Raw genomic sequence first — 24,966 nt, 5'->3', positions numbered from 1 at the left:
GGGTCGGAGCCATGAAGGCGATCAGCTACTCCCGCTACGGCGGCCCCGACGTGCTGGTGCACGGTGAGCTGGCCGAGCCCAAGGTCGGTCCCGACTCGGTGCTGGTCAAGGTGCGGGCCGCGGCCGTGAATCCGGTCGACTGGAAGTGCCGCGAGGGGCTGCTCGACGGTGCCCTGCCGGCGGTCTTCCCGGTGGTGCCGGGGTGGGACCTGTGCGGGGTGGTGGTGCAACCGGGGGTCTCGGTCACCGAGTTCGGCGTCGGCGACGAGGTCATCGGGTACGTGCGCGAGGACTTCCTGTCCCGCGGCACCTTCGCCGAGTACGTCGCGGCTCCGCTGCGCACCCTCGCGCGCAAGCCGCGCAACCTCACCTGGGAGGAGGCGGCCGGGCTGCCGCTGGTCGGGCTGACCGCGTACCAGGTGCTGGTCAAGGTGCTCCAGGTCAGGCGCGGCGAGACCGTCCTGGTGCACGCGGCGGCCGGCGGGGTGGGCTCCATCGCCGTCCAGCTCGCCCGGCACCTCGGCGCCCGGGTCATCGGCACGGCGAGCGCGCGCCACCACGACTACGTGCGCGGCCTGGGCGGTGAGCCGGTGGAGTACGGTGAGGGCCTGGTCGAGCGGGTACGGGGCCTGGCCCCCGAGGGCGTGGACGCCGTCCTCGACACCGTCGGCGGCGACGCGCTGAAGGCGTCGGCGAACGTGCTGAGCCCGGAGGGGCGGCTGGTGTCCCTCGCCGACGCGGAGGTCTTCGACTACGGCGGCCGCTACTACTTCGTCCGCCCCGACGCCGAGGACCTGCTGCGGCTGACCGAGCTGGCCGAGCAGGGCGTGATCACGGTCCACGTGTCGGAGACGTACCCGCTGGAGCGGGCGGCGGAGGCCTACCGGTCGAACGAGGAGGGACGCACCAGAGGCAAGATCGTGGTGACGGTCCCGTGGGACGAGGACTCCCCTCGGTCCCGGCCGTCGCCGTCGCCCTAAAGGATCAGCAGCGCCCCGCACACCGCCAGCGCGACCGTGCACAGCACCGCCGCCGTCGCGTGCCGGGGGGCCAGGGCCGTCGGTTCCGGGCTCGCCGCGAGGGTGTGGATGCGGCGGTTGGCGACCGCGAGGAAGCCCAGCCACAGCGCACAGCACAGGGCGCATACCACGATCCGCGGCGCCGAGACCCCGCCGTGCAGGGCCGTCTTCACGGCGAGCACCGCGGCGACGGTGGCCGCCAGGGTCGTACGACGCCACGCCAGCCGGGTCCGCTCGGGCTGGAGCCCCGGGTCCCGCGCCGGCGGCGGGGTCACCCCTCCCATCCGACCAGCACCACCACGACCATCGCGAGCGCCACCACCGCGACCACCACGCTCAGCAGCGCCGGGAACCGGGACACCGGCAGATCCTCGCCGCGCCGCATCGCCCGCTCACAGGCCACCCAGTGATTGACCGCGCGCAGGGAGCACAGCACGCCCGCCGCGAGCAGCGCGAGCGCGAGTCCGACCCGCCAGCCCCAGCGCAGGTCCGGCAGGAACTGGTCCACCGCGAAACCGCCGCCGACCAGCGCCATCGCGGTGCGCAGCCAGGCGAGGAAGGTGCGCTCGTTCGCCAGCGAGAACCGGTAGTCCGGTGTGCCGCCCTCCCGCCGGATCTCCTCGGGCGCGAACCACAGCCGGACGTTCCGTACGAATTCGATCACGCCCCGGACCCTACCGGGAGCCCTCCGCCGCCCGGTGCGCCCGCAGCCGCTGGTACGCGGCGAGCCCGTCCGGCACCCACTCCCAGTCCGCGAGGTGCGCCACCACCTCCGGCTCCGGCAGGAAGGCGTGCCAGGCCACCTCCTCCACCTGGGGCTTCACCGGCAGCTCGCAGCGCACCTCGTACACGGCCGACCACCAGCCGTGGCCGGCGTCGTCCTCGTAGAGGAACTTGAAGAGGAACCGCGGCTCCGGCAGCCCGGACACCCCCAGCTCCTCCTCCGCCTCCCGCAGGGACGCCTGCGCGTAGGACTCACCCGCGCCGACGACACCGCCGACGAACATGTCGTACAGGGAGGGAAAGACCAGCTTGGTCGGCGTGCGGCGGTGCACGAAGAGGCGGCCGTCGGCGTCCCTGGCCTGGATGAACACGCACCGGTGCCGCAGCCCCTCGGCGTACACCCGGCCGCGCGGGGCCACGCCGATGACCTGGTCGTTCTCGTCGACGACGTCGAGGATCTCGTCAGCTGCGCTCATGGGGCCATCCAAGCAGGGCCCGCCACGTCAGGCGCTCGGCTGGAGGGCCCGTGCCCGTTCCCGGACCGCCTGGCCGGACGGCATCGCCGGGTGCAGTCCGAGCAGGACGATGCCCACGACGACCGCGGCGAGCCCCGCGGACTCCCAGGCCAGGGCGCCCGCGTCGGTGCGCAGCCGGTCGCCGAGGAAGCCGACCCCGCAGGCGATGCCGGCCAGCGGCTGGGCGGCGGTGAGGGCGGGCAGCGACACACGCAGCGACGCGGTCTCGAAGGCGCTCTGCACCAGCACCAGACCGGTGACCCCGAGCACCAGCACGGCGTACGGCTGCCAGCCGGTCAGCACCGCGGCGAGGCCGCCCTCGCCGAAGCGCTGGCCGGTCACCCGGGTGAGGGCGTCCTGGACGCCGTAGAGCAGACCGGCCGCCGTGGCGAGCAGGGCCGGCCCGGAGCCGAGGCGCGAGCGCCTGGCGTACGCGGTGAGCAGCAGCGCCGTGCCGGTCATCACGCCGATGATCAGCCACTGCCGGAACGGGTCCGCCGGCGCGGCGCCACCGGTCGGCTCGCCGGCCACGATGAACGTCGCCACGCCCCCCGCGAGCAGCAGCAGACCCAGCCAGCCCTGCCGTCCCAGGGACTGCTTGGTCTGGTACCGGGACAGGGCCATCGCGAAGAGCAGGTTGGTCGCGAGCAGCGGCTCCACCAGGGACAGCCGGCCCTGGCCGAGCGCGACCGCGCCGAGCGCCATGCCGACGGCCATCAGGGCGATGCCGCCGAGCCAGCGCGGCACCCTCACCAGGTCCAGCAGGAGGCGCGGGGAGAGGAAGTCGCTGAGCGGGGCCTTCTGGGCGGCGTTCTGCTGGAGGACGAAGCCGAAGCCCAGGCAGCAGGCGGCGCTCACGGCGAGAAGCAGAACCTGAAGCGACACGCGACGTTCCTCGATCGTTCGGCCGGGGCTCGGGGCGCGTACCGCGCGGTGGCCGACCGTGGCTTCCCGGGGGCCGGCGCGCCCCTGGGAGCGATGGACTTCCCGCCATGGTCCGCGCCCGGCGCCGGAAACACCATGGCCTACGCCACAGGTACGGTCCAATCCCACGATCCGGACGATCGCAAGACCCGCAACACGCCACAACTGCCTCATCCGTCACAGGAGTTGACGCGTGTAACGCGTCGGTGGCCCTTGACGCGAAGCATTGGCGGGGGGTTGGCTGTGTGTGATCGCTTGATGGCAAACCGAAACCATGGCAAACCGAAACAGACGTCGACCCGCGTCGCGTGAGGATGTTCCCGCGGTGTCTCCACCCCCACCCCTGGGCCGCGGCCGCAAGCGCGCGGCCCAGACGCCAGACGGCGCCCTCGACGACCTTGACCTCAGCACCGCGCGGGCGGCACTGGCGCAGGGCCGGTGGCAGAGCGCCCGCTCCCTGCTCGCGCACACCGCCGACGACTGGGACCGCCGGGGCCATCGCGTCGCCGTCCTCGCCCAGGAGACCTACAGCGCCCCCTGGGCCCGTGAGTGGCTCCTCGCCGAACCCGAGTCCGCCGACGCCCGCGTCCTGCTCGCCCTCGCCCAGGTCCAGCGCGCCCTGCGCGGCAAGGAGAAGCCGGACCGCGTCCGCGAGGCCTGCCACACCGCGGCCGCGCACGCCCCGGCCGACCCGACCCCCTGGCTCGGTCTGCTCATGCTCACCCGGGGCACCGGCACCGAGGAGGAGGCGCTGAAGCTCTTCGAGGAGGTCCGCGCCCGGCACCCCGACCACCACCACGCCCACCACCTGATGGTCGCCCGGCTCGCCGAGCGCCACCCGGCCCTGGGTCCGGACCCGCTGCACGAGGTCTACGACTTCGCCAACGGCGCCGCCGACCGCGCACCCGCCGACTCCCCGCTCGCGATCCTGCCGGTCATCGCGCACGCCGAGCGCTACCGGGTGCTGGCCGCGGCCGGGCACGAGTCCGCCGACCCCGCCGCTTCCGGGCACTGGGTCGGCCGCCGGGCCCGCCAGGTGATGAAGGCCGCCTTCGACTGGTGGCTGGAGTGGGAGCACGAGGGCCATCCACGCCGCCTGGTCGACCTGAACTTCCTCGCCCACGCCAAGTACTGCGAGGGCCGGGGCGCCGAGGCCGCCGCCCTGTTCCACCGCATCGGCGACCACGTCACCCCGGCGCCCTGGTCGTACCCGGACCGCGACCCCTACCCCGCCTTCCGTGCCGCCCGCGACAGCGCGCTCGGCACGGTGTGAAGCACCCGCACGCCCCGCACCGCCACCCCTGCCACCCGTTACCCCCTCACCCCCGCCACTCCCGAAAGGATCACCCCCGATGACCACGGGCAGTTCGAGAACGAGCAGTCCTCCCGCCGCCGGCGGCATCAGCACGTTCAAGGGCCAGGACCGGGCCCTGCGCGCCGACCGGCTCGGCACCCTCGGTCTGCTGCTGTCCGTGCTCGCCGCGACCGCACCGCTCATGGTGGTCGCCGGTGTCATGCCCACGACTTTCGGGGTCATGGGCATCACCGGGCAGCCGCTGCTGTTCGTGATGCTCGGCGTGGTGCTCGCCCTCTTCAGCGTCGGGTACGCCGAGATGAGCCGGCACGTGCACAACGCCGGCGCCTTCTACGCCTACATCTCCCGGGGCCTCGGCGGCACCGCCGGCTCCGGCGCGGCCCTGGTCGCGCTGGTCGCCTACAACGCCCTCCAGGTCGGCATCTACGGCATCTTCGGGTTCGAGGTCTCCAGCCTCTTCGCCACCTACCTGGAGATCGAGCTGGCCTGGTGGATACCGGCGCTGCTGGCCGTGCTCCTCGTCGGCGCGCTCGGCCTGCTGAAGATCGACCTCAACGCGCGCGTGCTCGGTGTGCTGCTCCTCATCGAGGTGGCGCTCGTCGTGATCTTCGACATCGCCGCCCTCGGCGACCCCGGCCCCGAGGGCCTGTCCCTGGCCGCCTTCGACCCGGACACGCTCAGCGGCGCCGGCATCGGCACCGCCCTCTGCTTCTGCGTCGCCGCCTTCCTCGGCTTCGAGCAGGCCCCCGTCTACGCCGAGGAGACCAGCCGCCCGCACGTCCTCGTGCCGCGCGTGATGTTCCTGGCCATCGGCGGCATCGCCGTCTTCTACACGATCAGCTGCTGGGCGATCACGGTGGCCACCGGCCCCGACGCGGTGGTCGGCACCGCCCAGGAGCAGAGCGCCGGAATGCTGTTCTTCCTCACCGAGGGCCTGCTCGGGGAGACCTTCACCGACGTGCTGCACATCCTGTTCGTGACCGGCATGTTCGCCGCGATGGTCAGCTTCCACAACGTCGTCGCCCGCTACGCCTTCGCCATGGGCCGTGAGGGTCTGCTGCCCGCCGTCTTCGGCCGCACCAACAGCGCGAGCGGCGCCCCCGGCACCGGCTCCCTGCTCCAGACGGTGATCGCCCTGGTGGTGGTGAGCGCCTTCGCGCTCGCCGACGACAAGCCGACCGGTGACCCGACCGCGCCGGTGCTGCACCTGTTCACCTGGATGGGCAACGTCGGCGCGCTCGGCGTCACGCTCCTGATGGCCATCGCCTCGGTGTCCGTCGTGGCCTTCTTCGTCCGCCGCGGGGCCGCGGGCAGCCAGTTCTGGCGGCTGACCGCCGCCGGGCTCGCCACGGTCGCGCTGTCCGTCATCGTCGTCTACACCGTCAAGGACTTCGACGTCCTCGTCGGCTCGGGACCCGGCTCGTCCCTGCACTGGCTCCTGCCGGGCATCATCGCCCTCGCCCTGGTCGGCGGCCTGGCCCAGGGCCTCGTCCTGCGCGCCCGCGACCCCGAGGCGCACGCCCGCATCGGCCAGGGCAACGAGGCGTTCCAGCTGGAGAAGGCGTCGGAGACGACGCACTGAGACCCCGGAACGGCGACGCACCGAGATTACGGAACCCTGACGGGCACCCGCGGCCCCTGGCCCGCCCCGGGCCACGGGTGCTCGAATGAACAGGTGAACCCCGACGACCCCGCAGGGCCCGAGGAGCGCGGCACGCCGATCGGCCGCCGCGTCCTCCTCGGCACCCTGGGCCTGGGCGCCCTCGGCGTGGCCGCCGCGCCCGTCCTCCAGCGCGGCCTGGAGTCCTTCCTCGCCGGTGCCGCCGAGCGGGACCCGACCGGACTGACCGGGCTGCTCCCCAACGGCGGCGGCTTCCGCTACTACTCCGTCGCCTCCTCCGTGCCGCGCAAGAGCGCCGGGAACTACCGCCTCACCGTCGACGGACTGGTGGACCGCCCGAGGTCCTACACCCTGGCCGAGCTGCGCGCGCTGCCGCAGACCCGCCTGGTCCGCGACGTCCAGTGCGTCACCGGCTGGCGCGTCCCCGACACCCCCTTCGAGGGCGTACGGCTGTCCCGGCTCCTGGACGCGGCGGGGGTGCGCTCCTCGGCCGGGGCGGTGCGCTTCACCTGCTTCGACGGCGTCTACACCGAGAGCCTCACCCTCGACCAGGCCCGCCGCTTGGACGTCCTGGTCGCCCTGCGCATGCAGGACAAGGACCTCGGCCACAGCCACGGCGGCCCGGCCCGCCTCTATGTGGCCCCCATGTACTTCTACAAGTCCGCCAAGTGGCTCTCCGGCATCACCGTCACCGAGGACGTGCGCCCGGGCTACTGGGAGGAGCGCGGCTACGACGTGGACGCCTGGGTGGGCCGCTCGAACGGACGCGACGATGAACCCACGGACTGAGCCCCCGCCCGCCCCGACGCTCCGCCGCTTCGACCGGGCGACAAGGTGGGTCCACCGCACCACCGCACTCCTGATGGGCCTCTGCGTGGCCACGGCGGCCTGCCTCTACGTCCCCCAGCTCGCGGAGCTGGTCGGCCGACGCGCCCTGGTGGTCCGCGTCCACGAGTGGGCGGGCCTCGCCCTTCCGGTCCCGCTCCTGACGGGCCTGGTCTCCCGCGCCCTGCGCGCCGACCTGGGCCGGCTGAACCGCTTCGGCCCTCATGACCGCCGCTGGCTGCGCGCCGCCCTGCGCCGCGACCGGACTCCCGGTGCCCGGCCCGCCGCCAAGTTCAACGCCGGCCAGAAGCTCTACGCCTCCTGGATCGCGGGCGCCACGCTGGTCATGCTCGGCACCGGCCTGATGATGTGGTTCACCCACCTCACGCCCCTGACCTGGCGTACCGGTGCCACCTTCGTCCACGACTGGCTGGCCCTGACCATCGGCGTCGTCCTCGGGGGCCACATCGGCATGGCCCTGGCCGACCCGGAGGCCCGCCGCGGCATGCGCACCGGCTCGGTGAGCCGGGAGTGGGCGCAGCGGGAGCATCCGCTGTGGCGGCCGTGACCAGCAGGGCCCGCCCCTTCCTCGATGCCGAGGACGGGATGGGCCCAGCGGTGCCGTAAGGCCGCTGCATCAACGCCGCTACATCAACAGCGACAGCAGCAGCACGATGCCGCCCGCGACCACCGAAATGATCGTCTCCATCACCGACCAGGTCTTGATGGTCTGGCCGACGCTCAGCCCGAAGTACTCCTTCACCAGCCAGAAACCGGCGTCGTTGACATGGCTGAAGAAGAGCGAGCCGGCGCCGATGGCGAGGACCAGCAGGGCCGTCTCGCCGGTGGACATGCCCGCCGCGAGCGGCGCGACCAGGCCCGCCGCCGAGACCGTGGCGACCGTCGCCGAACCGGTCGCCAGCCGGATCGCCACCGCGATCAGCCAGGCCAGCAGCAGCGCCGGGATGGACCAGTCCTCGGATATCTCCAGGATCATCCGGCCGACCCCGGAGTCGATCAGCGTCTGCTTGAAGCCACCGCCCGCGCCGACGATCAGCAGGATGCCGGCGATGGGCGCGAGGCCCTTCTCCACCAGGCCGGAGACCCGGTCCTTGCCGAACCCGGCCGGGCGCAGCAGCGTGAAGATGCCCATCAGGACGGAGGCGAGCAGGGCGATCAGCGGGGAGCCGATGACGTCGAAGACGCGCTGGGTGGTGTTCTCGGGGTCGTCGATGATGATGTCGACGAGCGCCTTGGACAGCATCAGCACGACCGGCAGCAGGATCGTGGCGAGGGTGGCGCCGAAGCCGGGGCGCTTCTCCAGCTCCTCCGAGGCGCGCTGCGGGATCATCCGGTCGGGGGCCGGGACGTCCACCCAGCGGGCGGCGTACCGGGAGAACAGCGGACCGGCGATGATCACCGTCGGGATGGCGACCAGGACACCCAGGGCCAGCGTCACGCCCAGGTTGGCCTGCACCGCGTCGATCGCGACCAGCGGGCCGGGGTGCGGCGGGACCAGGCCGTGCATCACGGACAGACCGGCGAGCGCGGGGATGCCGATGCGCATCAGGGAGTAGTTGCCGCGCTTGGCGACCATCAGCACGACCGGGATCAGCAGCACCACGCCGACCTCGAAGAACAGCGGCAGGCCGATCACCGAGGCGATCAGCACCATCGCCCAGGGCATGGACCGGCCGCTCGCCCTGGCGAGGATCGTGTCGACGATCTCGTCGGCGCCGCCGGAGTCGGCGAGCATCTTGCCGAGGATCGCGCCGAGGGCGATCAGCACGCCCACGCCGGCGACGGTGGTGCCGAGCCCGGTGGTGAAGCTGGTGATCACCTTGTCCAGCGGCGCTCCGGCGAACGCGCCCAGCGCCAGCGACCCGATGGTCAGCGACAGGAAGGCGTGCAGCTTGAACTTGGTGATGAGCAGGACGATGACGGCGATGCCCGCCAGCACGGCGATGCCCAGCTGGGCATGACCGGCCGAGGTGATCGGCTCGACGGTGTCCGCTGCCAGCAGCTCGGCGTTGAGTCTGGTCACGGGGGGATTCCCTTGCGGTTACGGGGGTGGGGAGAGGAGAGCGTGGGGGGTTACGACGCCGGGTCCGGCGGAGTGCCGAGGGCGTCCAGCGCGGCCACGGCACGCGCGGCGATCTCCTCGGGCGTGCCCGAGACCTCCACCACGACGCCCGCCTCGTCCGCCTGGAGCGGCTGGAGCGTGGCGAACTGCGAGTCCAGCAGGGCCGTGGGCATGAAGTGGCCCTTGCGCTGCCGCATCCGGTCCTCGATCAGCTCGCGGCTGCCGGCGAGGTGGACGAACACCACCCCGGGAGCGGCGGCCCGGAGCCGGTCGCGGTAGGACCGCTTCAGCGCGGAGCTGCTGACCACCCCGCCGAGCCCCGTCCGCTGGTGCGCCCAGGCGCCGATGGCATCGAGCCAGGGCCACCTGTCCGCGTCGTCGAGCGGGGTACCGGCCGACATCTTGGCGATGTTGGCCTGCGGGTGGAAGTCGTCACCCTCGGCGTACGGGACGCCGAGCCGGGCGGCTATCAGCGGACCGATCGTGGTCTTGCCCGTTCCGGCGACGCCCATCACCACGACGACGTAGGGGGTACGCATCACTGCCTCGCTGTCTTCCTCGACATACGACGTCGCCATCTGACGTCGGCCACACTGAAACCCATTAGGTACGACGAATTCAAGAGCCTGTGACAAATAAATCTGACTTTTTGTTCCTGTGAGCTCCCCCGTACGCTGTGTGCATGAGCACAACGGGCCGGGGGCTGCACGGACAGGTACTCGAATCCCTCGGCCCCGCGATCACCGCGGGCGAGTACCCCCCGGGCAGCGTTCTGCGCACCGACGAACTTGCCCAGCAGTTCGACGTCTCACGCTCGGTGATGCGCGAGGCGGTCCGCGTCCTGGAGTCCATGCATCTGGTGGCGTCCCGCCGCCGGGTGGGCGTGACCGTCCGCCCGAAGTGCGAGTGGAACGTCTACGACCCCCAGGTCATCCGCTGGCGGCTGGCCGGCGCCGACCGCCCCCACCAGCTGCGCTCGCTCACCGTGCTGCGCTCCGCGATCGAGCCGGCCGCCGCGGGCCTCGCCGCCCGGAACGCCACCGCCGAACAGTGCGCCGAACTCACCGAGTGCGCCCTCGGCATGGTCGCCAACTCCCGCGGCCACCAGCTGGAGGGCTACCTCTTCCACGACATCGCCTTCCACCGGGTCATCCTCACCGCCTCCGGCAACGAGATGTTCGCCCGCCTCGGAGACGTGGTCGCCGAGGTCCTCGCCGGCCGCACCCATCACGAGGTGATGTTCGAGGACCCCGACCCCGCCGCCGTCACCCTGCACGTCCAGGTGGCGGAGGCGGTCCGCGCCCGCGACGCGGCCCGCGCCGAACACCTGGTCCGCGAGATCACGGTCGGCGCCCTCCAGGAACTGGACATCCTGGCCCCCGGCCCGTAGCCCGGCCTGCCGGTCCCCGCCTACTGGTCCGGGAACTCCCCGTCCACGTACACCCACGCCCCGTCCACCCGCTCGAACCGGCTCCGCTCGTGCAGCGAGCCGCCCCGGAAGGACGCCCGGAAGGTCACGGTGCCGGTGGAGTGGAACGCCGAGCCCTCGGTGGCCGACAGGATCTCCAGCCCGGTCCACCGCATCGACGGGTCCAGGTCGAGCCGCGCGGGCCTGGTCCGCGGGTGCCACGTGCGCAGCAGATACGGCACGTTCCCCTTCACGAAGGCGCTGTACCGCGACCGCATCAGCGCCTCGGCGGTCGGCGCCGCGGCGGCACCCGAGTGGAAGCGGCCACAGCACTTCTCGTACGGCTCGGACCCACCACAGGGACACCGGCTCATGCGGAGGCTCCCGTGCTCGGCGGATACGGCGGCTTCGCCGGCAACGACGTCACCGGCGCCGGCAACGGCGGCAGCGCCGTGCCGTACAGCCATGCCTCGAACAGCTCCTCCAGCGGCTCGCTCGCGAACCGGGCCACGTGCGCGGTGAACGTCGTCGTGCTCACCGCCCCGCCCCGGTGCAGCCCCGTCCAGCCGCGCAGCATGCGGAAGAAGGCGTCGTCGCCCATCGCGCAGCGCAGGGCGTGCACGGTCAGCCCGCCGCGCTGGTAGAGACGGTCGTCGAACATCAGCTTGCGGCCCGGGTCGGCCAGCTTCAGGTCCTGCGCCTGCGCGGCCAGCGACCGGTGCGCCGCGGCGGCGAGCTGCTGCGCCGTACGCCCGCCCGACCGCTCCGACCACAGCCACTCGGCGTACTTCGCCAGACCCTCGTTCAGCCAGATGTGCCGCCAGTCGGCGATCGAGACGCTGTTGCCGAACCACTGGTGGGCCAGCTCGTGCGCGACCAGCCGCTCCCAACCCCGCGCCCCGTCCACATGGTTGGCGCCGAACAGCGACAACCCCTGCGCCTCGACGGGCACATCGAGCTCTTCCTCGGTCACCACGACCGCGTACTCGTCGAACGGGTAGGGCCCGAACAGCTCCTGGAACAGCTCCATCATCTGCGGCTGGCGCGCGAAGTCCCGGGAGAACCGGGGGAGCAGCTGCGCCGGGATGTGCCCGTGCTGCGGCACCCCGCCGGGGCCCGGGTCGCCCAGCAGCACCGTCTGGTACTTGCCGATCGACAGCCCGACCAGATAGCTGGACGTCGGCGCGGACTGCTCGTACACCCAGGTCGTCGTCGACGCCTTGGTCGTCCGGGTGAGCAGCCGGCCGCCCGCGACCACCGCGTACGCCGAGGGCGTCGTGACGGATATCTGGTACGACGCCTTGTCCGCCGGACGGTCGTTGCACGGGTACCAGGAGGGCGCCCCGACCGGCTGGCTCGCCACCAGCGCCCCGTCCTCCAGCTCCTCCCAGCCGAGCCCGCCCCAAGGACTGGCGACCGGCTTGGGGTTGCCCGACCAGTGCACCTCGACGGTGAACGCGGCCCCGGGCCGGAGCGCCTTGGCCGGCTTCACCCGCAGCCGCCCGCCGCGGTGCGTGTAGTGCGCCTGCCGGCCGTCCAGCCGGACCCGGCCGATCCTGAAGTCGGCCAGGTTCAGCTGGAACTCGGCCAGCGGCGACCGGCCCGCGATGGCGTTGATCCGGGCCGTCCCCGACAGCCGGTTGGGGCCCGGGCGGTAGTCCAGCGCGAGTTCGTACCGGTGCACCCGGTAACGGGGATCACCGTTGTCGGGGAAGTACGGGTCCGCACCCACGGACTGCTGAACTGCCACTGCTGCGTCTGCTCCCTGCGCTGCGCTCGTACGACGTTCCTCGCCCCCCGGCGCCGCGGCGCCGGTCAACGCCGCCACGACTCGATCGGGTTGCCCAGCCAGCGCGTGTCGTCGGGAACGGACTCCGCGGCCATCACCAGCGACGCGGGACCCAGCGTGGTGCGGGCCCCGATCGTGCTGCCGGGCAGGACGATTCCGCCAGGACCCAGCGTCGCGCCCTCACGGAGGACCACAGTATCCGTCCGCAAGATCCGGTCGTGGAAGAGGTGCGTCTGCAGCACACAGCCCCGGTTCACCGTCGCCGCGTCCTCCAGGGTCACCAGGTCCGTCTCCGGCAGCCAGTAGCTCTCCACCCACACGCCCTTGCCGATCCGCGCGCCCATCCCGCGCAGCCACGCCGTCAGCACCGCGGTCCCCGGCACGGAACCGGCCAGCCACGGCACGGCCAGCACCTCCACGAAGGTGTCGGCCAGCTCGTTGCGCCACACGAACCCGCTCCACAGCGGATGCTCCCCGCCGCGGTGCCGCCCGACGAGTGCCCACTTGGCGAGCATCGAGACCAGCCCCGCCGCCGCGCCCGCCGCGAGCAGCACCAGACCGCCCAGCGGCCACGCCCAGCCGCCCAGCGCGCACAGCGCCGCCACCGTCAGCACGGCCAGCCCGGCCGAGCAGAACACCGGCACGATCCGGCACAGCTCCACCGCACCGCGCGCCCACAGCAGCCGCGCCGGCGGATCGTACGTCCGGCTCCGGTCGCCGCCGCTCGCACTGCGCGGCAGCTTCACCGGCGGCAGCCCCAGGTACGAGGTGCCCTTCTTGGCCTTCTTCGGCGTCGCCGACAGCACCCCGACCAGACCGTCGTCCGGCACGCTCCGCCCCGGCGCGGTCATCCCCGAGTTGCCGAGGAACGCCCGCCGGCCGATCTCCGCGCGCCCGATCCGCACCCAGCCGCCGCCGAGCTCGTACGGCGCGGTCAGGGTGTCGTCGGCCAGGAAGGCGCCCTCGCCGACCGTGGTGAGGCCGGGCAGCGCCAGCACCGTGGAGACCTCGGCACCCTTGCCGATCCGCATGCCGAGCAGCCGCAGCCACACCGGCGTGGCCAGACCGGCGTACAGCGGGAACAGCGTCTCCCGGGAGCGGTCCATGAGCTGCGTGACCGTCCACGCCTGCCAGCCCACCCGGCTGTGCGTGGCGTACGTGCCCTCGCTCAGGCCCACACTCAGCAGCCGTACGCCGATCAGGATCAGCAGCGCGTACGTCAGCCCGAAGGCCAGCGTGGCCGGCACCAGCGCCAGCGCGGCACCCGTGAGAGGAGCATCGGCGTCGACGAGCGGATACGCCACACCGAGCGCCGCCGCCCCCGACACCACCGGCAGCGCACTGAGCGCCAGCCCGCTCACGCCGTACATGCCCCGCCAGAACGCGCTGCGGCGCGGCCGGTCCTTGGGCCAGTTCCGCTTGGCCCTGCCCAGCTTCACCGCGGGCGCCCCCGCCCAGCGCTGACCGGTCGGAATCCCTCCGGTCACCGCGGAACCCGGCGCCACCTCGGCCCGCTTGCCAACCCGGGCGCCCGGGAAGAGCAGGCTGCGCGTGCCGACGACGGCATGCGCGCCCACCTTGACGGCGCCGATCTCCAGCCGGTCGCCGTCCAGCCAGTACCCGGACAGGTCCACCTCGGACTCGACGGCCGCGCCCCGGCCCAGCTTGAGCATGCCGGTGACCGGCGGCAGCGCGTGCAGATCGACGTCCGGCCCGACCCTGGCGCCCAGCGCACGGGCGTACCGCTCCAGCCAGGCCCCGGTCAGCGAGGTCGCCCCGCTGAACTCGGCGAGCCGCTCGGCGGTCCACAGCCGCAGGTGCACACCGCCCCCGCGCCGGTACCGGCCGGGCTGCACGCCCCGCAGCAGCAGCCGGGCCCCGCCCGCGGCGATGCCGAGCCGTCCCGGCGGGCTGAAGAACACCAGCGCTCCGGCCACCACCAGCCACCAGGGCGCGGTCGGCAGCCAGCCGTACCCGGTCAGGACGTTGCCGAGCGCCGCCAGCGGCACCATCCAGCGCAGCCCGAGCAGTGTGAACAGCGGCAGCAGCACGAGGAGCTGGATCGCCTGCGCGCGCCGGGGCACCGGGGCGATCGTCCGCCGGGAGCCGTCGTCCTGCGCGGACTCCTCCAGGTGCCGGGCCAGCTTGCGCAGGGTGGGCTGCTGGTAGATGTCGAGGACGGCCGCGCTCGGGTAGCGCTCGCGCAGCCGGGTGGTGAGCTGGGCGGCGGCCAGGCTGCTGCCGCCGATCGCGAAGAAGTCGTCCCGGGCACCGGTCACCGGGATGCCGAGGACCTCCGTCCACTGCTCGGCGAGCCACGCCTCGGTGCCGTAGAGCCGCTCCGTCTTGCTGCCCGTCTCCAGGCCCTCCAGCGGCCAGGGCAGCGCGTTGCGGTCCACCTTGCCGCTCGTGCGGGTCGGCAGGTCCTCGACCGGGGCCAGCAGCGGCACCAGCGCGGCCGGCAGTTCGGCGCGCAGCTTCTCGACGGCGGCCGGCTGGTCCCAGCCGTCCTGGGTGACGACGTACCCGACGAGGAGCTGGTTGCCGCTGCGGGCGGTGCGCACGGCGGCAGCGGCGCCGGCGACCCCGGGCAGCGCCTGGAGGGCCGCGTCGACCTCGCCCAGCTCGATCCGCCGCCCGCCGAGCTTGATCTGCTCGTCGGCCCGCCCGAGGAAGATCAGACCCTCCGGCTCCGCCCTGACCAGGTCACCACTGCGGTACGCCCGGTCCCAGCCCAGCGACGTCAGCGGCGCGTACTTCTCCGCGTCCTTCTCGGCGTCCAGGTACCGGGCGAGCCCGACCCCGCCGATCACCAGCTGGCCGCTGCCGCCCATCGGCACCGGCTCCCCGGACTCGTCGACGACGGCCAGCTCCCAGCCGTTCAGCGGCAGCCCGATCCGGATCGGTTCCTCGCCCGACATCAGCGACGCGCACGCCACCACGGTCGCCTCGGTCGGCCCGTAGGTGTTCCACACCTCGCGGCCCTCGGTCACCAGCCGCTGCGCCAGCTCCGGCGGGCAGGCCTCACCGCCGAAGATCAGCAGCCGGACCTCGTTGAGGGTGTCCGGCTCCCAGAGCGCGGCCAGCGTGGGCACCGTGGACACCACGGTGATCTCCTGCTCGACCAGCCACGGCCCCAGATCGGCGCCGCTGCGCACCTGCGACCGCGGTACCGGCACCAGACAGGCGCCGTACCGCCAGGCCAGCCACATCTCCTCGCAGGACGCGTCGAACGCGACCGAGAGCCCCGCCATCACCCGGTCCCCGGGCCCGATCGGCTCCTCGGTGAGGAACAGCGCGGCCTCGGCGTCCACGAACGCGGCGGCGCTCTCGTGGCTGACGGCGACACCCTTGGGCCGGCCGGTCGAACCGGAGGTGAAGATGATCCACGCGTCGTGCTCCACCCCGGGCCGCCCGGCGGGGACCTCGGACCGGCTGTACGCGGTGATCTCGTGCCCGGCCCCGATGACGGCCCGGACGTCCGCCTCGCCGAAGACCAGCTCGGCCCGCTCGTCCGGGTCCTCCGCGTCGACCGGCACATAGGCGGCGCCGGCCGCGAGCACCGCCAGGACGGCGACGTACAGATCGTTGGTCCCGGACGGCACCCGCACGCCCACCCGGTCACCGAGTCCGACCCCGGCCCCGGCGAGCAGCCGCCGCACCCGCGCCACCTCGGCCGCCAGCGCCCGGTAGGTCAGCCGCGTGGTGCCGTCGTCCAGGGCGAGTTCGTCCGGGTAGGAGCGTACGGACGCGTCGAGGATGTCGACGAGCGTGCGCGGGGAGGCCGCCGGGCCCCCGGAGAAACGTGCCGTGTCACCGAACCGCTCACGGATCTCTTCGTCGAGCAGACCGAGAGCGCTGCTCTCGTACATGGCTGCCATCGGGTCCTCGCGTCTCGATCCCGGAAGCCTCCGGGGCGCCGGCGGGCCCGCAGTGCGCCTGGGGTTGTCCGGTCCAGCTCCGTAACAAGCCGGAAATTTTAGTACGACGCTATGTCCGCCCCCTTCCGACGGCCACCCGGAATCGATCTTCCGGGCCGTAGAGGTGTCGTGGGCACGCCGATGACCTGGCGTTTTGCGAGGGCGGGAGAGATGCCCCACACAGAGCGCCAGGCCGACTGCGGTGCGTGTCTACCGGGCGAAACGCTGGATGAACGTCAGTGCCGTGTCCGCGGCGTTGGCGATGGCCCACGGCACGGTGTTGTCCTTCTCGCCCGAGATGATCAGCAGCGGCCCCCGGCCCGCCGCGGTGGTGTCGACCTTCACCTCGGTCCACGGGTTGATGTTGGCCGCCGCCGCCTGGAACAGCGGCTCGCCGGGCGCCGGCACCGCGAAGGTGTCGTACAGCTCGCGCGCCTCCTCCTCGCTCACCGCGTTGGCGAAGGAGTAGCGGAACTGCTCGAACGTCAGCGGCACCGCACGGTGGAGGTTGGCCGGGTTGCCGAGCACCGGCCGCGCCGCGCGCAGCGAGGACAGCGGCAGCGGCAGCACCCCGCGGAACGGCGCCGGGTCGATGGCCACCGACGCCTGGGACAGCTCACGGCCGGCGATGATCTGGGTGATCAGGCCGCCGAAGGAGTGCCCGATGACGACGGGCTTGCGCTCCAGCTTGCCGATCAGGCCGCAGAAGTGCTGGGCGACCTGCCCGACGCTCTTCGAAGACGGCCGCCCACCGGTCCCAGCTGGTGGGCAGCAGCCACAGCCCGTGCACGAACACGGCAGGGGTGCGGCCGGTGGCGTTGGCCCGCTCGATCTGTGCGAGATCGCGGGCGTAGGAGGCTGCGGAGTCGGGCGATGACATGGTCGTACTCCTGCTCGTGGAGGGTCTGCTCCCGGGGACCGTAGATCCGGCCGCCGGGGCCGGGTTGACCCGCCGTGCACACCCGCCTGCCCCAGAGCGCATGACGCGCGGGAGTGCACCGCACAACGCGAAGTGCCGGTCGGGATCGCTCCCGGCCGGCACTCGATGCTGCAACAGCTGGTGTCCGAGGGGGGACTTGAACCCCCACGCCCGATAAAGGGCACTAGCACCTCAAGCTAGCGCGTCTGCCATTCCGCCACCCGGACAAGGTGTCTGTCGTGCGGGGTTACCCCCGCGGCGACAGAGAAAACATTACCAGGCTTTCGACAGTGGCCGATCACCCCCCCGTCCCGCCGTGAACGGCGTGCGACGGGCCGGGGGCGGGCTTGGGCCCGGCCGGTCGCAGGAGGAGGATGAGGGGGACCACCAGCAGTGACAGTGGGAGGAACCAGCGTGAGCGGGACGGACACGGCCAGCAGCGTCACCGGCGAGGACGAGGTCGTGGACCTCTGCCGCGAGCTGATCCGGATCGACACCAGCAACTACGGCGACCACTCGGGCCCGGGCGAGCGCGAGGCCGCCGAGTACGTGGCCGAGAAGCTCGCCGAGGTGGGCCTCGAACCGCGGATCATCGAATCGCATCCGGGGCGCGCCTCCACGATCGCCCGGATCGAGGGCGAGGACCCCTCCCGGCCCGCGCTCCTCATCCACGGCCACACCGACGTCGTACCGGCCAACGCCGCCGACTGGACGCACGACCCCTTCTCCGGCGAGATCGCGGACGGCTGTGTGTGGGGGCGCGGCGCCGTCGACATGAAGGACATGGACGCCATGACCCTGGCGGTCGTGCGCGACCGGCTGCGCAGCGGCCGCAAGCCGCCGCGCGACATCGTGCTCGCGTTCCTCGCCGACGAGGAGGCGGGCGGCACCTACGGCGCCAAGTACCTGGTCCAGAAGCACCCGGACCTCTTCGAGGGCGTCACCGAGGCGATCGGCGAGGTCGGCGGGTTCTCCTTCACCGTCAACGAGAAGCTGCGGCTGTACCTGGTGGAGACCGCCCAGAAGGGCATGCACTGGATGCGGCTCACCGTCGACGGCACCGCGGGCCACGGCTCGATGACCAACGACGACAACGCCATCACCGAGCTGTGCGAGGCCGTCGGGCGGCTCGGCCGGCACACCTGGCCGGTCAGGGTCACCAAGACCGTACGGTCCTTCCTCGACGAGCTCTCCGACGCGCTCGGCACCGAACTCGACCCCGAGAACATGGACGAGACGCTCGCCAAGCTCGGCGGCATCGCCAAGATGGTCGGCGCGACCCTCCGGAACTCGGCGGCGCCGACCATGCTCGGCGCCGGCTACAAGGTCAACGTCATCCCCGGCCAGGCCACCGCGCACGTCGACGGACGCTTCCTGCCGGGGTACGAGGAGGAGTTCCTCGCCGACCTCGACCGCATCCTCGGCCCGCGCGTGAAGCGGGAGGACGTGCACGCCGACAAGGCCCTGGAGACCGACTTCGACGGCCGGCTGGTCGACGCCATGCAGAGCGCCCTGAGCGCCGAGGACCCCATCGCGCGGGCCGTGCCGTACATGCTCTCGGGCGGCACCGACGCCAAGTCCTTCGACGACCTCGGCATCCGCTGCTTCGGCTTCGCGCCGCTGAAGCTGCCGCCGGAGCTGGATTTCGCGGGCATGTTCCACGGGGTCGACGAGCGGGTGCCGGTGGACGGGCTCAAGTTCGGCGTACGGGTGCTCGACCGGTTCCTCGACGCGTCCTGAATTTCGCGCGCCTGTGCGGAATTGACTGAGAAGAGTGAATGTGACCATAAGCTCGTAGCTCCATTAGTTCTTCCTCGTTACAGGTGATGCGATCCGCTGCTTGGGATCGCATTGCCAACCAGGAGGAATAATGATCAAGAAGATCGTCGCCGCTGCGGCTGCCACCGGTGGTCTCGTTCTCGCGGGTGCGGGCATGGCCGTCGCCGACGCCGGTGCCCAGGGCGCCGCGGTGCACTCCCCGGGTGTCCTGTCCGGCAACGTGGTCCAGGTTCCCGTGCACATCCCGGTGAACGTGTGCGGCAACACGATCAACGTGATCGGGCTGCTGAACCCCGCCTTCGGCAACACCTGCGTGAACAAGTGACGCTGCCTTACTGAGGTTCCGTACGACACCGTCGGTCCCGGAGCGCGTGCCATGCGCTCCGGGACCGACCGGTCTTTGCTTGAATTCGTGCGGGTTAAGAGTTCGTGCGGTTCATGAGTTCGTGTGGGTCATGTTCGTGTGGGTCATGTTCGTATGGGTCACGAGGGGGAAGGCAGGGAATTCAGCATGCGACAGGTCACCCGCAAAGGGCTGATGACCGTGGCCGCCGCGACCGGTGTGATCGCCGCCGCGGGAGGGGCCGCGCAGGCCGACTCGGGCGCGAGCGGCTCCGCCGCGCGCTCGCCCGGAGTGCTGTCCGGCAACACGGTCCAGGCGCCGGTGCACGCACCGGTCAACGCCTGCGGAAACACGGTCGACGTCGTCGGGGTGCTCAACCCGGCGGCCGGCAACACCTGCGTCAACAAGGGGGGCGGCACACGCGGGGGCTACGGCGACCGGGGCGGCTCCGGGGGCGCGCACTCCGGCGGTCACACCGCCGATTCGCCCGGTGTGGCATCGGGCAACCACGTCGAGGTGCCGGTGTACGCGCCGGTCAACGTCTGCGGCAACAGCATCGACGTCATCGGGGTCGGCAACGGCACCACGGGCAACCACTGCGCGAACGGCGGCGGTGGGCACAACCCGCCGGGGGGCGGGCACGGGAACCCGCCGGGCACGCCGGAGCGGCCGGGGCATCCGGGCGGGCCGGAGAACCCGGGGAACCCCGGGAGCCCCGAGCACCCCGGCAACTCCGGAAACCAGCCCGGCAGTCCGAACAGCCCGGGCGGTACCGATAACCGCGGAACCCCGGACAACCCGGACACCCCGTCCGCCTCGCGTGGGCTGACCCCGCGGGCCGACCTGCCGGGAGCCGGGTCCGTCACCGAGCCCGGGGGCCTCGCCTCGCTGGCCGCCACCGGCAGCGAGCTGCCGCTGGGGCTCGCCCTGCCCGTGGGCGCGGGCGCGCTGCTGGCGGGCGCGGTGCTCTACCGCAAGGCGCGGGCCTCGGCCTGAGACGCTACGCACGACGGAGCGGGCCCCACCGTCCCGGCGGGGCCCGCTCCGTCTCCGTCCGCTCTCACCATGTGGCGCGCACCTGGCGGATGATCCTGCGGCGCAGCCGCACCCTGCGGCTTCCGTCGCGCAGCAGGCTCAGGCGGTCCAACTCCCAGTGTCCGTACTCTGCATGGTCCGTCAGCAGACGTGTGGCGTCCTTGCGGGAAACCCCGCGCGGTACGTACACGTCGACAAATTCGTATTCCGGCATCGCATCTATTGTGCGGGCTGGGCCCCGGTACGGATAGCGTCTGCACTATGTCTGATGCTGCGCAGCCCACCGCTGCCGAGGTACGCGCCGCCGCCGAGGCGGTCAAGACCGCGCTCGACCGCCATCTCGCCGCGGTCGAACGCAGGTCGGGCGAGGACGACCCGGCCGTCTACGAGGCGTTCAACCACCTGGCCACGGCCGCAGAGGCGTACGACGAGCTGCTCTACGACCGATACGACGAGGTCACGCCCTTCGAGATCCCCGGCACCGAGGACGCACTGCCGCCCTACGCCGGCCCCGAGGAGCCGAACGCGCTGAGCGTGCTGATCCGCCGCGACTACGCCGTGGTGGAGCCGCAGCGGCTGCTGGCACAGGCACAGCGGATCGAGGCCGCGGACTACGACGAGGGCACGGGCTCCGGGGCCTCCGGCACCGTCCACGGGGCGCTGGGCCTTCTCTTCGGCGAGTTCGAACCCGACGAGATCGCCTCCCGGCACAAGGAGTTCGGCCTGGAGGAGGGCGACTCCACGCTGTGGGTGACCGCCGCCGACGAGCCGGCCGACCCCGGCGAGTGGCTGGAGGCCCCGTTCGAGCACGTCGATCCGCACAAGGCGGTCTGCCGCTTCGACGTCAGCGCGGTGTTCGACGACGATCTCGACGTCGAGGACCCGGACGACGAGCCGGACGACGTCCTCGACGCGGAGCTGGTGGACGAGGACGAGGACCTGGAGCCGCTCGACGCGGAACGCTGAGCGAGGGTCCTGTACGGCACGAAGGGCGGCGGCCGGAGCGGACCGCCGCCCTTCGCGCGCCGCGCCGCTGCCGCCGGGTCCGGCCACCGTCTCGACGCGCAAGCTGCCTGCCGGGGCCTTGGCGGTGGGCGTGGGCCTCGTGTTTCGTGTGCTGCGGTGCTGTCGCCGGGTTCGGCCACCGTCTCGACGCGCAGGCTGCCTGCCGGGGCCTGGCGGTGGGCGTGGGCCTCGTGTTTCGTGTGCCGCGGTGCTGTCGCCGGGTCCGGCCACCGTCTCGACGCGCAGGCTGCCCGCCGGGGCCTTGGCGGTGGGCGTGGGCCTCGTGTTTCGTGTGCTGTGGTGCTGTCGCCGGGTCCGGTCACCGTCTCGACGCGCAGGCTGCCTGCCGGGCCTGGCGGTGGGCGTGGGCCTCGCGCTGCTCCCGGTCGGCAGCCCGTGGCGCTGCGCCGCGGGCTCGCGCGGTGGTGGGGTGCGGCCCGCGGTCGGGGCCTGTTCCCCTGGCCTGGGGCCCGCGCGGTGGTCGCGGGTGCCGCTACCGGCCCTCGGTCGGCACCTGCGGTGCCAGCAGCTCCGTCAGCCGGGTCGTCCGGGGCTTGGCCGGGACCTCCGCCACGGCACGGGCCAGGGCCTGCTCCACGCCGTGCACCACGGACAGATGCCGCTCCGCCCGGCCGAACGCCGTGTACACCCAGGGCCGGCTGAGCGCCCCGGCCGCGTCTCCGGGCAGCACCGCCACGACGGCCGGCCACCGTCCGCCCGCCGCCTGATGCGCGGTGAGCGCCCAGCCGTGCCGCACGGACTGCTCCACCCGCTCCTTGGGCACGACGACGTCCTCGCCCGTGCAGGACAGGTGCAGCCCCTCGGCGTCGGCCGTCACCACCCGGCCCGTGAGGGTCCGTCCGGGCGCGGGGGAGTAGGCGATCCGGTCGCCGGGGTCGAAGCCGCCGAACCGGCCGGGGCCGGGGTTGAGCCGCTCCTTGAGCGCGGCGTTGAGCGCACGGGTGCCGACCGCGCCGCCATGACCCGGCGTGATCACCTGGGTGTCCTCGGCGGGGACGCCGATCGCGCGCGGCACCGAGTCCGCGACGAGCTGCACGGTCCGGTGCACGGCCTCCCCGGCGTCCCGCACCGGCACGATCACGACCTCCTTGCCGGGCGCCTCGACCTGGGTCAGCTCACCGACGCCGATGCCCGAGACCAGCTCGCCGAGCGGCCCGGGGTCCGGCCGCCGCGAGGCGATCTGCGGGCACACCCGCGCGGCGAGCAGATCCGCGAACACCCGCCCGGGCCCCACGGACCACAGCACCCCGGGATCCCCGGCCAGCACCAGCCGGGCCCCGTCCGGCAGCGACTCGGCGACCAGCGCGCCCGTCTCCACGTCCAGCTGAGGCGCGTCGAGCACGACCAGCAGATCGAGATCCAGCGCCCCCTCCGGGTCCCGGCCCGGCCCCTCGGCCCCGGAGAGCAGCCCCGCCACGGTGGTGACGCCCGCGCTCTCCTCCAGCAGCGCCGCGAACCGGTCCCGGCCCAGCGGACCGTGGGCCGCCGCCCAGGCGCGCAGCCCCATGCCGCGCGCCGCGCGCACCAGCGCCGCGGGCTCGGCCAGCGAGGCCGCACCACCGGTGTGCAGGACCAGCGCGTGCCCGGCGACCGCCCGGATCAGCTCGCCCGCGGAACCACCGGCAGCGGCGGCGGCATCCTCCCAGGCGCCCGCGGAACCGTCCTGCTTGGGCACGGAGTTGATCAGGCGGCCCAGACCGTCGGCGAGGCTCTCCTCGGCCAGGGCGTACCGCTCGAGACCGACCAGGACCCGGACGGGCCGCTCCTGGTCCTGGTCGCCCTCCTCGCCCTCCTCGGCCGCCGGTTCCTCGTCGAGGCCGTCCTGGAAGGCCAGTGCCTCGCCCTCCGCGAGGCTGCTCTGCACCGCGGCGTCCGGGTCGGGCACCCCCTGCCGGGCCAGCGCGGCGGTCAGCGTCGGCATCTCCAGTGCCGTATGCCCCGCCAGCGCCGCCTGCTCCAGCAGCCAGACGGTCAGCGCCCGCCCCCGCCGCTCGTCGTCCGGACCGCACCCGGCGCCCAGCAGCGCCCGCGCGAACCCGTCTGCCTGCTCCGGCCGCACCCCGGCGACTCGCAGCAACTGCCAGGGATCCGCCCGCAACCGGTCGGGCGCGCCCTCACCGAGGACGGCGGCGACCGGCGCCGCGAGCGCGGCCGGGGCACCGCCCTCGGCCAGCACCAGCCGTACGCCCTCCACGGCCTCGGGCGGCGCCACCACGGGCGCCTCGGCGGGCACGGGCTGGGCCCGCCGCACCGGCTCCGGGGCGGGCCGCCGCGGCGGCTCGGGCTCGGCGAACACGGTCGCCGCGGGCTTGGCCCCGCTCTCCACGGCCCGTACGGCGGCCAGCAGATCCGCGGCCGTCCCGCTGAGCTTGGCCCCGGCCTCGATGGGCGCCGCCTTCTCGGCCTTGCGCCGCGCGATCCGCTCCCGCTCCAGCCGCTGCGCGGCCAACTCGGCCTCGGCCGCCGACAACTGAGCCGCACCCTCGGCGCCGTCGGCGCCCTCGGCGGCCGGGGCGGCGTCGCCTGCGGCGGCCTCCTCCGGCGCGGGCTCCGCGGCCGGCGTCCCCGGTTCGGCGTCCCCCGTGGTCTCGGGCTCCGTGCTCACAGCGTGCTCCAGTCGTGATCGGGATAGCGGTGCACGGGCGCCGACACATCGTCGAGCGCCCGGCAGATCTCGTCAGGAAGACTAAGGGCCTCCACTGACAATGCCGCCGTGAGCTGCTGCGCGTTGCGCGCGCCGACGATGGGCGCGGCCACCGCCGGCCGGTCCCGCACCCAGGCGAGGGCGACCTGCAGCGGGGTCACCGCGAGCCCGTCCGCCGCCGTCCGCACGGCGTCCACGATCCGGCTCGCCGTGTCGTCGAGGTACGGCGCGACGAACGGCGCCAAGTGCTCCGATGCGCCCCGGGAGTCGGGCGGCGTGGCGTCCCGGTACTTGCCGGTGAGCACCCCGCGGCCGAGCGGGGAGGAGGGCAGCATCCCGACGCCGAGGTCGAGCGCCGCGGGCAGCACCTCGCGCTCCACGCCCCGCTGGAGCAGCGAGTACTCCAGCTGCGTACTGGCCAGCCGGGTCCGGATGCCCGGCGCGGCCAGCTGCCAGGTCGCGGCCTTGGCGAGCTGCCAGCCGCAGAAGTTGGAGACGCCGGCATACCGGGCACGCCCGCTGCTGACCGCGATGTCGAGGGCCTGGAGGGTCTCCTCCAGCGGGGTGCCCGGGTCGTAGGCGTGGACGTGCCACAGGTCGACGTAGTCCGTGCCGAGCCGGGCGAGCGAGGCGTCCAGGGCGGAGAGCAGATGCCCCCGGGAGCCGTCGAACCGGCGGTCCGGGTCGGGCACGCTGCCCGCCTTGGTCGAGATCACCAGGTCCCGGCGCGGCACGAGCCCTTCTATGAGCTGTCCGAGCAGATACTCGGCCTCTCCGTCGCCGTACACGTCCGCCGTGTCGACGAGGGTGCCGCCGGCCTCCCAGAACGTCTTCAAGAGGTCCGCGGCGTCATGGTCGTCGGTGTCCCTGCCCCAGGTGAGGGTGCCGAGTCCGATACGGGACACACGAAGGCCGGTGCGGCCGAGATGCCTCTGCTCCATGGACGCCGAGATTACTGGCCGGAACCTGCCCCGTGGGTGCCTGTGGATAACCAGTTCTCCCGTCCACGACGTGCGGGTCCGCGGCGCGCCCCGCACCCTCCCCGCCTTGCCCTCCACCGCGCTAAGGTCTCGGCAAC

At 73.1% G+C, this 24,966-nt stretch carries 23 protein-coding genes and 1 tRNA gene; 10 read left to right on the top strand and 14 right to left on the bottom strand.

The features are described from left to right. Positions 1-11: 11 nt before the first annotated feature. On the top strand, positions 12-980 hold the full coding sequence (locus ACWD1Z_RS21465; protein ID WP_451120790.1) for an NADP-dependent oxidoreductase: 969 nt from the start codon (positions 12-14) through the stop codon (positions 978-980). Here ACWD1Z_RS21465 and ACWD1Z_RS21460 read toward each other — a convergent pair. The 4 genes from ACWD1Z_RS21460 to ACWD1Z_RS21445 are packed head-to-tail and all read right to left on the bottom strand — an operon-like array spanning position 977 to position 3,142. Continuing rightward, complete coding sequence (locus tag ACWD1Z_RS21460; RefSeq protein WP_451120788.1) at positions 977-1,303, bottom strand: DUF202 domain-containing protein; 327 nt, start codon at positions 1,301-1,303, stop codon at positions 977-979. The genes ACWD1Z_RS21465 and ACWD1Z_RS21460 overlap by 4 nt on opposite strands. Beyond that, positions 1,291-1,683: a YidH family protein gene (locus ACWD1Z_RS21455; protein WP_451120786.1), complete on the bottom strand. Its 393-nt coding sequence runs from the start codon at positions 1,681-1,683 to the stop codon at positions 1,291-1,293. The genes ACWD1Z_RS21460 and ACWD1Z_RS21455 overlap by 13 nt, the downstream gene beginning before the upstream one ends. A gap of 10 nt (positions 1,684-1,693) precedes the next feature. Beyond that, a complete protein-coding gene (locus ACWD1Z_RS21450; protein WP_451120784.1) occupies positions 1,694-2,218 on the bottom strand; it encodes an NUDIX hydrolase in 525 nt (174 codons plus the stop codon). Between the two features lie 27 nt (positions 2,219-2,245). After that, positions 2,246-3,142 carry a DMT family transporter gene (locus tag ACWD1Z_RS21445; protein ID WP_451120782.1) on the bottom strand — a complete coding sequence of 299 codons (897 nt, stop codon included), beginning with the start codon at positions 3,140-3,142 and terminating at the stop codon, positions 2,246-2,248. Positions 3,143-3,506: 364 nt separating this feature from the next. Between ACWD1Z_RS21445 and ACWD1Z_RS21440 the strand changes: the two genes are divergently transcribed. The 4 genes from ACWD1Z_RS21440 to ACWD1Z_RS21425 all read left to right on the top strand — a co-directional run bounded on the left by ACWD1Z_RS21440 (position 3,507) and on the right by ACWD1Z_RS21425 (position 7,510). After that, a complete protein-coding gene (locus ACWD1Z_RS21440) occupies positions 3,507-4,454 on the top strand; it encodes a hypothetical protein (protein ID WP_451120780.1) in 948 nt (315 codons plus the stop codon). A 79-nt stretch (positions 4,455-4,533) separates the two neighbouring features. Beyond that, a complete protein-coding gene (locus ACWD1Z_RS21435) occupies positions 4,534-6,078 on the top strand; it encodes an APC family permease (protein WP_451120778.1) in 1,545 nt (514 codons plus the stop codon). Between the two features lie 93 nt (positions 6,079-6,171). Continuing rightward, positions 6,172-6,906, top strand: a complete 735-nt coding sequence (locus ACWD1Z_RS21430) for a molybdopterin-dependent oxidoreductase (protein ID WP_451120776.1) — start codon at positions 6,172-6,174, stop codon at positions 6,904-6,906. Beyond that, positions 6,890-7,510, top strand: coding sequence for a cytochrome b/b6 domain-containing protein (locus ACWD1Z_RS21425; protein WP_451120774.1), 621 nt, complete (start codon positions 6,890-6,892; stop codon positions 7,508-7,510). Before ACWD1Z_RS21430 ends, ACWD1Z_RS21425 begins: the two co-directional genes overlap by 17 nt. A gap of 78 nt (positions 7,511-7,588) precedes the next feature. Here ACWD1Z_RS21425 and ACWD1Z_RS21420 read toward each other — a convergent pair whose 3' ends face one another. Continuing rightward, complete coding sequence (locus tag ACWD1Z_RS21420) at positions 7,589-8,986, bottom strand: GntP family permease (protein ID WP_451120772.1); 1,398 nt, start codon at positions 8,984-8,986, stop codon at positions 7,589-7,591. 50 nt (positions 8,987-9,036) lie between these two features. Beyond that, the gene (locus ACWD1Z_RS21415) at positions 9,037-9,564 is read right to left on the bottom strand and encodes a gluconokinase (protein ID WP_451120995.1); all 528 of its coding nucleotides are present in this window, start codon (positions 9,562-9,564) and stop codon (positions 9,037-9,039) included. Between the two features lie 143 nt (positions 9,565-9,707). On the opposite strand from ACWD1Z_RS21415, the gene ACWD1Z_RS21410 reads away from it, so the two are divergent. After that, positions 9,708-10,415: a FadR/GntR family transcriptional regulator gene (locus ACWD1Z_RS21410; RefSeq protein ID WP_451120770.1), complete on the top strand. Its 708-nt coding sequence runs from the start codon at positions 9,708-9,710 to the stop codon at positions 10,413-10,415. Between the two features lie 20 nt (positions 10,416-10,435). Here ACWD1Z_RS21410 and ACWD1Z_RS21405 read toward each other — a convergent pair whose 3' ends face one another. The 5 genes from ACWD1Z_RS21405 to ACWD1Z_RS21385 all read right to left on the bottom strand — a co-directional run bounded on the left by ACWD1Z_RS21405 (position 10,436) and on the right by ACWD1Z_RS21385 (position 17,288). Then, the gene (locus tag ACWD1Z_RS21405; protein ID WP_451120768.1) at positions 10,436-10,807 is read right to left on the bottom strand and encodes a YchJ family protein; all 372 of its coding nucleotides are present in this window, start codon (positions 10,805-10,807) and stop codon (positions 10,436-10,438) included. After that, entirely contained in the window at positions 10,804-12,183 is a 1,380-nt protein-coding gene (locus ACWD1Z_RS21400; protein ID WP_451120766.1) for a M1 family metallopeptidase, read from the bottom strand. Before ACWD1Z_RS21400 ends, ACWD1Z_RS21405 begins: the two co-directional genes overlap by 4 nt. Before the next feature lie 65 nt (positions 12,184-12,248). Continuing rightward, positions 12,249-16,103: a Pls/PosA family non-ribosomal peptide synthetase gene (locus ACWD1Z_RS21395; protein WP_451120764.1), complete on the bottom strand. Its 3,855-nt coding sequence runs from the start codon at positions 16,101-16,103 to the stop codon at positions 12,249-12,251. A 249-nt stretch (positions 16,104-16,352) separates the two neighbouring features. After that, positions 16,353-17,102: an alpha/beta fold hydrolase gene (locus ACWD1Z_RS21390; protein WP_451120762.1), complete on the bottom strand. Its 750-nt coding sequence runs from the start codon at positions 17,100-17,102 to the stop codon at positions 16,353-16,355. Between the two features lie 98 nt (positions 17,103-17,200). Further along, positions 17,201-17,288 (bottom strand) — tRNA-Leu (locus ACWD1Z_RS21385). Between the two features lie 187 nt (positions 17,289-17,475). On the opposite strand from ACWD1Z_RS21385, the gene ACWD1Z_RS21380 reads away from it, so the two are divergent. The 3 genes from ACWD1Z_RS21380 to ACWD1Z_RS21370 all read left to right on the top strand — a co-directional run bounded on the left by ACWD1Z_RS21380 (position 17,476) and on the right by ACWD1Z_RS21370 (position 20,179). Continuing rightward, on the top strand, positions 17,476-18,801 hold the full coding sequence (locus tag ACWD1Z_RS21380; protein WP_451120760.1) for a M20/M25/M40 family metallo-hydrolase: 1,326 nt from the start codon (positions 17,476-17,478) through the stop codon (positions 18,799-18,801). Positions 18,802-18,931: 130 nt separating this feature from the next. Then, positions 18,932-19,165, top strand: coding sequence for a chaplin ChpH (gene chpH / locus ACWD1Z_RS21375; protein ID WP_389419395.1), 234 nt, complete (start codon positions 18,932-18,934; stop codon positions 19,163-19,165). Positions 19,166-19,351: 186 nt separating this feature from the next. Continuing rightward, a complete protein-coding gene (locus ACWD1Z_RS21370) occupies positions 19,352-20,179 on the top strand; it encodes a chaplin family protein (protein ID WP_451120758.1) in 828 nt (275 codons plus the stop codon). Positions 20,180-20,243: 64 nt separating this feature from the next. Here the strand turns inward: ACWD1Z_RS21370 and ACWD1Z_RS21365 are convergent, their stop codons facing one another. After that, the gene (locus tag ACWD1Z_RS21365) at positions 20,244-20,432 is read right to left on the bottom strand and encodes a DUF5703 family protein (protein ID WP_005485166.1); all 189 of its coding nucleotides are present in this window, start codon (positions 20,430-20,432) and stop codon (positions 20,244-20,246) included. A gap of 47 nt (positions 20,433-20,479) precedes the next feature. On the opposite strand from ACWD1Z_RS21365, the gene ACWD1Z_RS21360 reads away from it, so the two are divergent. Continuing rightward, entirely contained in the window at positions 20,480-21,184 is a 705-nt protein-coding gene (locus tag ACWD1Z_RS21360) for a hypothetical protein (protein WP_451120756.1), read from the top strand. Between the two features lie 532 nt (positions 21,185-21,716). On the opposite strand, the gene ACWD1Z_RS21355 is transcribed toward ACWD1Z_RS21360, so the two are convergent. Together ACWD1Z_RS21355 and ACWD1Z_RS21350 are read right to left on the bottom strand one after the other, a co-directional pair. After that, on the bottom strand, positions 21,717-23,849 hold the full coding sequence (locus tag ACWD1Z_RS21355; RefSeq protein WP_451120754.1) for a helix-hairpin-helix domain-containing protein: 2,133 nt from the start codon (positions 23,847-23,849) through the stop codon (positions 21,717-21,719). Further along, positions 23,846-24,829: an aldo/keto reductase gene (locus ACWD1Z_RS21350; protein ID WP_451120752.1), complete on the bottom strand. Its 984-nt coding sequence runs from the start codon at positions 24,827-24,829 to the stop codon at positions 23,846-23,848. Before ACWD1Z_RS21350 ends, ACWD1Z_RS21355 begins: the two co-directional genes overlap by 4 nt. Between the last annotated feature and the right edge of the window lie 137 nt (positions 24,830-24,966).

Source organism: Streptomyces sp. NPDC002784 (genome assembly GCF_053592135.1).
Note: the sequence above shows the minus strand (reverse complement) of the source record. Positions and strands in the feature narration are given on the sequence as shown.

Bases quoted from the DNA above. Each gene is read 5' to 3' on its own strand.
- ACWD1Z_RS21465 (WP_451120790.1), top strand. From the start codon at position 12: ATGAAGGCGATCAGCTACTCCCGCTACGGCGGCCCCGACGTGCTGGTG.
- ACWD1Z_RS21405 (WP_451120768.1), bottom strand. From the start codon at position 10,807: ATGAGCCGGTGTCCCTGTGGTGGGTCCGAGCCGTACGAGAAGTGCTGT.
- ACWD1Z_RS21460 (WP_451120788.1), bottom strand. From the start codon at position 1,303: ATGGGAGGGGTGACCCCGCCGCCGGCGCGGGACCCGGGGCTCCAGCCC.
- chpH (WP_389419395.1), top strand. From the start codon at position 18,932: ATGATCAAGAAGATCGTCGCCGCTGCGGCTGCCACCGGTGGTCTCGTT.
- ACWD1Z_RS21425 (WP_451120774.1), top strand. From the start codon at position 6,890: ATGAACCCACGGACTGAGCCCCCGCCCGCCCCGACGCTCCGCCGCTTC.
- ACWD1Z_RS21410 (WP_451120770.1), top strand. From the start codon at position 9,708: ATGAGCACAACGGGCCGGGGGCTGCACGGACAGGTACTCGAATCCCTC.
- ACWD1Z_RS21450 (WP_451120784.1), bottom strand. From the start codon at position 2,218: ATGAGCGCAGCTGACGAGATCCTCGACGTCGTCGACGAGAACGACCAG.
- ACWD1Z_RS21365 (WP_005485166.1), bottom strand. From the start codon at position 20,432: ATGCCGGAATACGAATTTGTCGACGTGTACGTACCGCGCGGGGTTTCC.
- ACWD1Z_RS21395 (WP_451120764.1), bottom strand. From the start codon at position 16,103: ATGGCAGCCATGTACGAGAGCAGCGCTCTCGGTCTGCTCGACGAAGAG.
- ACWD1Z_RS21435 (WP_451120778.1), top strand. From the start codon at position 4,534: ATGACCACGGGCAGTTCGAGAACGAGCAGTCCTCCCGCCGCCGGCGGC.
- ACWD1Z_RS21415 (WP_451120995.1), bottom strand. From the start codon at position 9,564: ATGCGTACCCCCTACGTCGTCGTGGTGATGGGCGTCGCCGGAACGGGC.
- ACWD1Z_RS21360 (WP_451120756.1), top strand. From the start codon at position 20,480: ATGTCTGATGCTGCGCAGCCCACCGCTGCCGAGGTACGCGCCGCCGCC.
- ACWD1Z_RS21370 (WP_451120758.1), top strand. From the start codon at position 19,352: ATGCGACAGGTCACCCGCAAAGGGCTGATGACCGTGGCCGCCGCGACC.
- ACWD1Z_RS21350 (WP_451120752.1), bottom strand. From the start codon at position 24,829: ATGGAGCAGAGGCATCTCGGCCGCACCGGCCTTCGTGTGTCCCGTATC.